Raw genomic sequence first — 7,830 nt, forward strand, 5'->3', positions numbered from 1 at the left:
CCGACATCTCAAAGGGGAACCGACATCTCAAAGGGGAACCGACATCTCAAAGGGGAACCGACATCTCAAAGGGGAACCGACATCTCAAAGGGGAACTAAAAAACTGTAAAACCGTTTAACAATGAAGAAGCCCCTAGGCTGACAAATTGGAGTTCACACTGTCAACTACTCATTTGGAAAATAATTTATGAATCCCCTTGTTTTTATCCTCTTATTGGTTTCATGTACGGATGATTTTAACAGTTGCTATTCGAACAATACAATGGTTAAAACTTACCCAACAGCTCAAGCTTGTGAACAAGCCATGATACCGTCCACAAAAAAGTTTGCACTTTATGGACAACAAATTTTTGCTCAATGTATAAACGTACAACCCAGTTTACATCAACAAGAAGTAAACTTGATCTGGTCTGTAACAAACCGTGGAAATTTTCTTCTTAAAAGCCAAAACGTAAAGGACAAGCTGTCTACAGTCCACAAAGAAGATATTTTACCAACATCGCTTCCTCTTTTGCGTTCTTCTTCCACAAACCTCTTGCACAAAAAACTTTAAAAGCATAAACCCATCAGATCTCAAAAAAATAATCAATGGAAGACATGATAGATAATAAGCGAATGCACCCTTCAAAAGACCATCACACAGAGCAAAGTACTCTGCCTCAAGATCTCCCCTTAGATCCTGCTGTAGAACGGGTGAGAAAAAAACTTATGGGATTAATGATTATTTCCGTTTTAATAACGCTCTTCCTTATTCTGACCGTACTATTTTTAATTGTTTATAAAGTTATCGCAACGGGATCAGCGTCAAAACAAACAGAGCGATCTTCCTCTCTCAGCAAAAATCCACAAGCTACCCATCATACGCTCTCCTTACCGGAAAAAACACAGATTTTGTCGCAAAGCCTCTCAGAGAACAATATTGTACTGAAAATTTTAACCCCTGATGGACAAACAAAATTTATGATTTACAATTATTATACCGGTGCACTTGTCTCCATTCTTTCTGTTGAAACAACAGAAAAAATATCGACAATAACGCCTCATTAAGCAAGCCAACCTCAATAAGCGCTGACATAGCATTCTGAAGGTTTAAACATTTTCTGCGAGCCGGGCATTATCACACGCTTTTCCAGCGCGTAGGTGTTGCCGACAATCCTTGGCGCTAGAGAGAGTTCATAAGAGCCATTTTTATTCCTTCTTATACAAATTTATCCACACGGGCTCTCCCCGCTTGCAACGTGCAGGCGAATGGTTTTTGTTGATTCAACCATGGGACAAATTTGGAATGAGAGAATCCTAGGGATTTAGGGGCTCTCACCTAACATACAAAAAAATGAATTGTTATTATAAATCAATGTGATAAGTCTTAAATTTCCACCATACGGCGACGGCGCATTTTTTACTGTATCCCCTCACTTGAATTTTGGAAAAGAAGAAACCTTTCTGTCAACGCATTCCCATTTTTAAGAAAACGGACATCATTTGATGAAAAGCTAATGAACGTGCAAGAAATGCTTCTTCTTGAGTGTAAAAATTCAACATATTAATTTATAGTGATGATTTATTTTGCATGTCAAATGAGAACCTCAAATACTGTAAGATTCTCTCATCTCAAATCTATTTATGATGAAGCTCATCAAAATCATTTCCTCACATACCCTAGCAAGGAAATTGATGAATAAAATACCTCTTATAGATAATCCGGTATCAAAAGAAGAACTGTTGCAACATTGAAAATTAAAGCAATAACGCCCAGTTTACATCTTTTATTAAGCAAAGATAACCGATGGATTTCACATGATAGAATTCATAAACACCAGCGCGAAATGGGCATGAATATATTGAACAATATTAAATATAGGTGTGAATTAAATAAAACAACGACATTGCGTTCTTCATAAAAGAACTGCCTCTTAAAATACACGAATGTGGTTTTCTCTGTATCCCCTCACTTAAATCTCAGCAAAGAGGCAATCTTTTCTGTCAACAGCCTTCGTTAAGTTCCTGATACAGCCCCGTGAAAACTGAAGGAAAGCGCAAGAAGCTTCTTGAGCATATTATAATTTATTATCATGATACCAATAACATCACCACACAAGCGCGCTTACACAGCACCCTTCAGGTTTAAACATTTTCCTCTGCCTCAAGATTGACCACTCGGCGACGGCGCGTCTTTCTCTGTATCCCTTCACCTAATTCAGGCAAGGAAGAAGCCTCTTTTGTCACTTTTGATGCATCTCCATTGCTAGAGCTTTCTGCTGTTGTGAGTGAAAGCTCAAAAGGTGCTTCATCTTGAGTGCGTACAGTACGTCGACGGGGAGAACGACGTGTTTTTTTGATGGGTTCAACATTTTTCTCAGAGAGACAGTGCTCTTGATCTGTTTTTTCATCCGATAGAGCCTCTAAAGCGTTTTCACGCGCATCTCCATTTTGCATTTTATCATTTTGGCCATCGCCATTTTTTTGCGACGACATTTGTAATACATCTGTATCACCCTCAACAGTATCATTTTTTTCACCGTCAAGATTTATTTCACCGCATTCTTGTCCATTGTTTTCATCACGATTTTCGTTTTCATCACCACGATTTTCATCACGCCGAGGCGATTGAGACATTTGCCCAGCTGCTGCTAAAATAATACGCAAATAGTGCTCGGCATGTTGTAAATAATTTTCCGACATAACACGATCACCTGCACCTTGTGCATCACGCGCAAGGCTTATGTATTTATCGGCGATTTGCTGAGCATTCCCGCGAATTTTAACATCCGGACCGCTACTTTCATAATTGCGAGACAACGGATTAGGCCCGCGACGATTATTATTGTTATTACCATTATTGTTATTATTGCGACCGCGTACCCGTCTATTTTGTTGTGGCCTCATCTTTATCCCTTTTTGGAGTGTTTGTCTTATGTGTGTCTTAATTGACTCTTCCTCATTGCATTATCTTTTGATAATGCTGATCACGTTTAACATACGCTTATCAAGCTATCCGCGTTTATTTCACTCAAACGAACCCTACTGATATTGATAAAAGCATATATTTTCTTGAAAATCACAAAACAGCAGGGAAATCGTAAATCAAAAATTCCCTTTTTCTCTGTCAAACAGCAGAAACCTAATGATGTTCACGTAAAATGCCAAGTGTTTTTTTTAAAATAAACCATATTTCACTAAAAAAAATAATTATCTTGTGGAAAACAAAAAGGAAAACACACATATAACACACCTGACAAAGAAAAAATTCCTGCCAGAGAATAGTAGAAGCTTCCTTTTTTGCTCTAAAAACGCCGATATTCTCTACCCCCTCGTGCATTTAACTCACAAGCACTTCCATCCCAACGAGTCACTGCGCGAACCTCTTTATTTTATAAATATAGCCTCTCTTCATCGCTAAAGCAACCCCTTGCGAGCGATAATCCACGATCGCTTCACAAAACCTCTTAATTTTTATAGATAGATTAACACGAAGTATTATTCAAGCCCTATAATCACCAAGAGATCAATCTTCTTTCCCAAAAAAGCCAACGATACTATCAATTTTTATTTTAACCCATAGAGTTTTTAAGTTAATCACAGTTTTTATTTATAACAAATTGAGCTTAAAAACAAAATATTTAAATACAAAAAAATATCAAATTATGAAAAAAACAACCAATATGTCACACTTTTTTAAAAATCAGCTTCTTCTCAAAAAAATACCCTCCTCAAAGCCTATCAATAAGAATGGCCTAACGTATTTCCTTACTTATCTTTTCTGATAAAGAAAACTGGAATTATAAAACAAGCACATTTTAAAACCCAACACAGCGCTTTACGCATGAAGAAGCCTTGAATGTTTATAAAAAAATGTTTTTTTACTCATTTTTGTCATGTCTATTGACTTACACCCTCAAAGAACGAGGATTCTCAAATCACACGGGTCTGTCAACAATGAAAATACTTATAAAATTCATACACTGAATTGATTTGTAATGATAATTCATATTTTTGTGTTGAGTAAGAAAACTTAATACCGTAGGATTTTTCATCCTCAATCTGTTTGCTATTGAATCAATCTCTTTTTCTTGCATGTTACACGTAGGAAAACCTGCATGGAGTAAAAACGAAAAAAAATACTAAAAGTACCTCTTATGAACCGTCTCTAAGGCTAAGGGGCTGTCGAGAGGCACCATTGGAAGCGGAGCAAAGTGTGAGATAGTACCAGCTTACTCTTTTTTAAACCATAAAGATGAACTTGCTTTATAAATTTTATACATTTCATGAGGGTTTTACCATTATACCATTCACCAAAGCCATTACGAAATGGGTTTCCCACACTCGTTATTTCCCTTAAAAAAGCGCAACAACCCCTCCAGAAACTCCACCACGCCCCCTTAAACATTTCAAGGAGGCCATCCATATCTTATATCGCCATACCTTAAATAAGAAGTGCGATATAACAAGATAAATAAATCAAGCTGCTATTGGTCATGAGGCAGATAGTCATTTAAGAGGCTTTTATCTTTTTATCAAAATTCGCATCCTTTTAACGTTCCCTATAAAAACTTAAAAGTAATTGCGCCTTTTGCCTGTTTTATTTTCTCTTTCATTCAGAAAACAGTCTCGTAAGAGAAAATAATTTCCATCCCCAGGACGGACCCTCGTCAAACATTGTTTTTTAGCACTATCAGAAAGCTTATCCCACATTTCACGAATAGCAAAATAGGCCTCACTTTCCAAATTAAGACAATGCTGATAAACCTCTCTTTTCATATCGGGCATAACGGAGGCAGAAATTTCCTTGCAATATACGCGTAGATCAAAAACAGGAATAACCAATTCAACGGGTGCTTGTTGTGTTACTTTTTTATGAGAAGAAAAATAACTAACCACCTTTGCAACAACAAAACACAAAAACACTATACAAAAAAGTATTATGCAAACAAAAGCAATCTTGCGATATAATCTTTTGAAATAAGCCTTTTGTCTTGCTCGGATTCTTTTTTCCATAAAGATTGTACCCTTTAATATCCCAAGAGAAGCTTTTACAGCAAAAAACGATAGAAGTATCTGTGTACACAATACAGGTTATAGCCGCAAACGATCAAGACTCTTATGTCAAAAGACTCTCTTTTTTACCGTATAATTCTTATGAAACACTTTTCTCATACCCTTTATGAAAAAATAGGGTTGATGATTTTCTTTCACCACTTTTAAAGACGAAGATTCTTCATCCATGCGATTCTATAAATAATTCGTCTTTGTTAAGACACATCATATTGATTTATAAAGAGTCTTTATTGTTTTGCACGTTGAATGAAAAACCCAAACACCATAGGATTCTCTCATCCGAAGTTTGTTTTTTGTTGAAACAATCAAAACCATGTCGCTTACAAGTTACAAGCGGAGCTGGCATGTGGATTAAAAACTGTATAAGAAAGGCATATGGCTCTTATGAAGCATCTCACGAACCAAGGCTGTCGTAAATATTGGGAGCTAGAAAATACAATGATGGTGCCGGCTTGCCTCTGCATAATCGTAAAGATGGGAGTGCTCAATGGATTTACCGTTATTCACCACACAAACACTTCATATATAAAATCTTATACGCCTTCTATTACCGCCCCCTCAAAAAGCAGTCGCTAAAACAAGATAAGAGATTATAGATGTAAAACTCCTAACAAAAAAGAATAGACTTTCTAATCGAGATCAACAAACACTGTTAAAGACACATTTGCATTTTTGACCATGCTGGCATGCATGATAATGGCCCTTCAAATGCGCCACCATTTTATGCTTCACCTCATATCATTCTCTGTCAAACAATCACAAAGATTCTTTAACTATTCAACGCCCCCCCAACCAAAGCAAAGAAACCGAAACCAGACGCCTGCATTTTTATTTGAATCTTCCCTATTGGGATAAAACACACAAGAATTTAAAGATTTCACTGCAAAATGAAATCACAAAATACAATAATGAGAAAAATATCCAAAGCCATCTCAATAACAAATATATAGCGCCCCTGTTATTAGAAAGTAAAAAAAGCCGCACCATTTAAAGGCGCGGCTTATGAATAGAGATATAACTAAATAAAATACAAAAGAAATCAATAATAAATACTTATACACAAAACGTATAGTATTGCAAGCTTTTTAATTATATTTATAAAAATATCCAAAAAGAGTATAAATAATGATACATTCGTATTGAGGAGAGCTGTTTATAACAATACACTTTCTAAAATAAAAACGTATCAAATAAATCAAAATACTTTGTAGCTTTATCTCAATATAATCCATGAAAAAACACACATGATTTAAGTCCATAATTATAATAAGACCCGTTCTTTTACGCTTGTAAAAGCGGGTTTTTCTTAACTTACATCCACCACTTCAAAAGATGAAGATTCTTCACCCAATCTGATTTATCAACAGCCCAGATTGCAGTGGGGTCCATTTGGCTTTCTCACATGTGATTGACTTAAACTTAAAGCTCAACAAATAAGCCTGCCTTAAATATTTTCCACGCCCTTAAAAAAACACTTTTTGTATCAGGGAGGCTCTTACAAAGAGCTTGCCTTATATCATCACACCTGAAAGGACAGTCTTTACAGCATAAACAGGATAAGACAAATCAACAACCGCTTGTACAATCTTGTCTGATAAGAAAACAAGTGAAACGTTAGCCTTCAAGCCTGCTCCAACAGTACAGCATTTCTCTTCTTTATAAGAAAAGACACAACGATACGCATGATTTTTTTATAGGCATTTTTCTGCTTTTGTCCTTTTGGCAATTAATATTTTCTTTTTATGGGATTTTTAACAAATTAAAATTGCGATGAACTGCTCTTTTTCTCTTTAAAAAAAAGCGTGAAAATGGCAATTTTTTATAGATTTAAAATCATCGAATGCTCTATCCAAAAGCTTTTTCAAAGTATTGCAAGATTTTTTATTTTTTTAAAGCTTCTTTTGCCATGCGTTTCTATTTGGGCACAGCTCCTTTCTCTGTAGGCTTTAAAAACTTACCCTTAGATTTCAATATGCGCCCTACTCTCCCCAACAACGCATGATCAACTTATCCTGCAACAACGCTTCTCTATCAATTTTTACCCCTTTTTTAACATCTCAAACAGAGTGCAATTCCAGTCCCCACCGAAGATATAAATCAGGTTTATCTGATCTACAGCTTCAACCCATACATATTGTTATGATCACTCTTTTCTAACAAAGAAGAAATCTCTCTAGAATGCTCAACACTGATGTTTTGAGCAACACTACTGTGTAATTCTAGCGGCTTATGTGCTGTAAATTTTGAAATAAAAGAGCTGTAGTCTATTTTTGGTGCCTCGTATATTGGAGAAAAAAATATGTCTCCAGCGGACGATGATTCTGTTTTAATTTCTGGTGCGCTCACAAAACTGTTTGATGTCGTTATTCCACCACTCACAACACTATTAATACTGTCTTGCTTCTCTTCTTTCTCATTTTTTTTCTGTTCGACACTGGTAAGATCTAGAGCATTTAATTTTTTTTCTAAAGCATCCATGCGCTTTGAAATTTTTGTAATATCTTCATATGCTTTCTTCAACAATGCGTTTAAAGGAGCATGTCCCATTCTTCCGCTAGCATAAAGAACGACACGAATACATTCAGGATCATCAATATCAGCAATAGAAAATGGAAAAAGTGCCATTATATCCCCCTTTTTAATAAGCTAAACAGCCGTTGAGCATTTGCATATTTTTTTCCGTTGTACGGCTCTTGCATTTCTCAGACAACCTCAGACAACCTCAGAAAACCTCAGAAAACCTCAGAAAACCTCAGAAAACCTCAGAAAACCTCA

5 protein-coding genes are annotated in these 7,830 nt (G+C 36.0%); 2 read left to right on the forward strand and 3 right to left on the reverse strand.

Going from position 1 to position 7,830, the window contains the following annotated elements; all coding sequences use genetic code 11:
- The first annotated feature begins 187 nt into the window (after nt 1-187).
- Nucleotides 188-553 (forward strand): hypothetical protein, encoded by a 366-nt coding sequence (locus tag ACFIN0_RS04675; RefSeq protein WP_375610682.1) that lies wholly within the window; start codon nt 188-190, stop codon nt 551-553.
- 44 nt (nt 554-597) lie between these two features.
- A complete protein-coding gene (locus ACFIN0_RS04680; RefSeq protein WP_375607016.1) occupies nt 598-1,047 on the forward strand; it encodes a hypothetical protein in 450 nt (149 codons plus the stop codon).
- Nucleotides 1,048-2,124: 1,077 nt separating this feature from the next.
- Here ACFIN0_RS04680 and ACFIN0_RS04685 read toward each other — a convergent pair.
- From ACFIN0_RS04685 to ACFIN0_RS04695, 3 genes are all read right to left on the reverse strand, one after another.
- The gene (locus ACFIN0_RS04685; protein WP_375610681.1) at nt 2,125-2,886 is read right to left on the reverse strand and encodes a DUF4167 domain-containing protein; all 762 of its coding nucleotides are present in this window, start codon (nt 2,884-2,886) and stop codon (nt 2,125-2,127) included.
- 1,665 nt (nt 2,887-4,551) lie between these two features.
- Nucleotides 4,552-4,995 carry a hypothetical protein gene (locus ACFIN0_RS04690; RefSeq protein WP_375610680.1) on the reverse strand — a complete coding sequence of 148 codons (444 nt, stop codon included), beginning with the start codon at nt 4,993-4,995 and terminating at the stop codon, nt 4,552-4,554.
- A gap of 2,172 nt (nt 4,996-7,167) precedes the next feature.
- Nucleotides 7,168-7,680: a hypothetical protein gene (locus ACFIN0_RS04695; protein ID WP_375610679.1), complete on the reverse strand. Its 513-nt coding sequence runs from the start codon at nt 7,678-7,680 to the stop codon at nt 7,168-7,170.
- Nucleotides 7,681-7,830: the final 150 nt, after the last annotated feature.

Source organism: Bartonella sp. AA89HNZF, assembly GCF_042196905.1.
Taxonomy (GTDB): Bacteria; Pseudomonadota; Alphaproteobacteria; order Rhizobiales; family Rhizobiaceae; genus Bartonella.

Bases quoted from the DNA above. Each gene is read 5' to 3' on its own strand.
- ACFIN0_RS04675 (WP_375610682.1), top strand. From the start codon at position 188: ATGAATCCCCTTGTTTTTATCCTCTTATTGGTTTCATGTACGGATGAT.
- ACFIN0_RS04680 (WP_375607016.1), top strand. From the start codon at position 598: ATGATAGATAATAAGCGAATGCACCCTTCAAAAGACCATCACACAGAG.
- ACFIN0_RS04685 (WP_375610681.1), bottom strand. From the start codon at position 2,886: ATGAGGCCACAACAAAATAGACGGGTACGCGGTCGCAATAATAACAAT.
- ACFIN0_RS04690 (WP_375610680.1), bottom strand. From the start codon at position 4,995: ATGGAAAAAAGAATCCGAGCAAGACAAAAGGCTTATTTCAAAAGATTA.
- ACFIN0_RS04695 (WP_375610679.1), bottom strand. From the start codon at position 7,680: ATGGCACTTTTTCCATTTTCTATTGCTGATATTGATGATCCTGAATGT.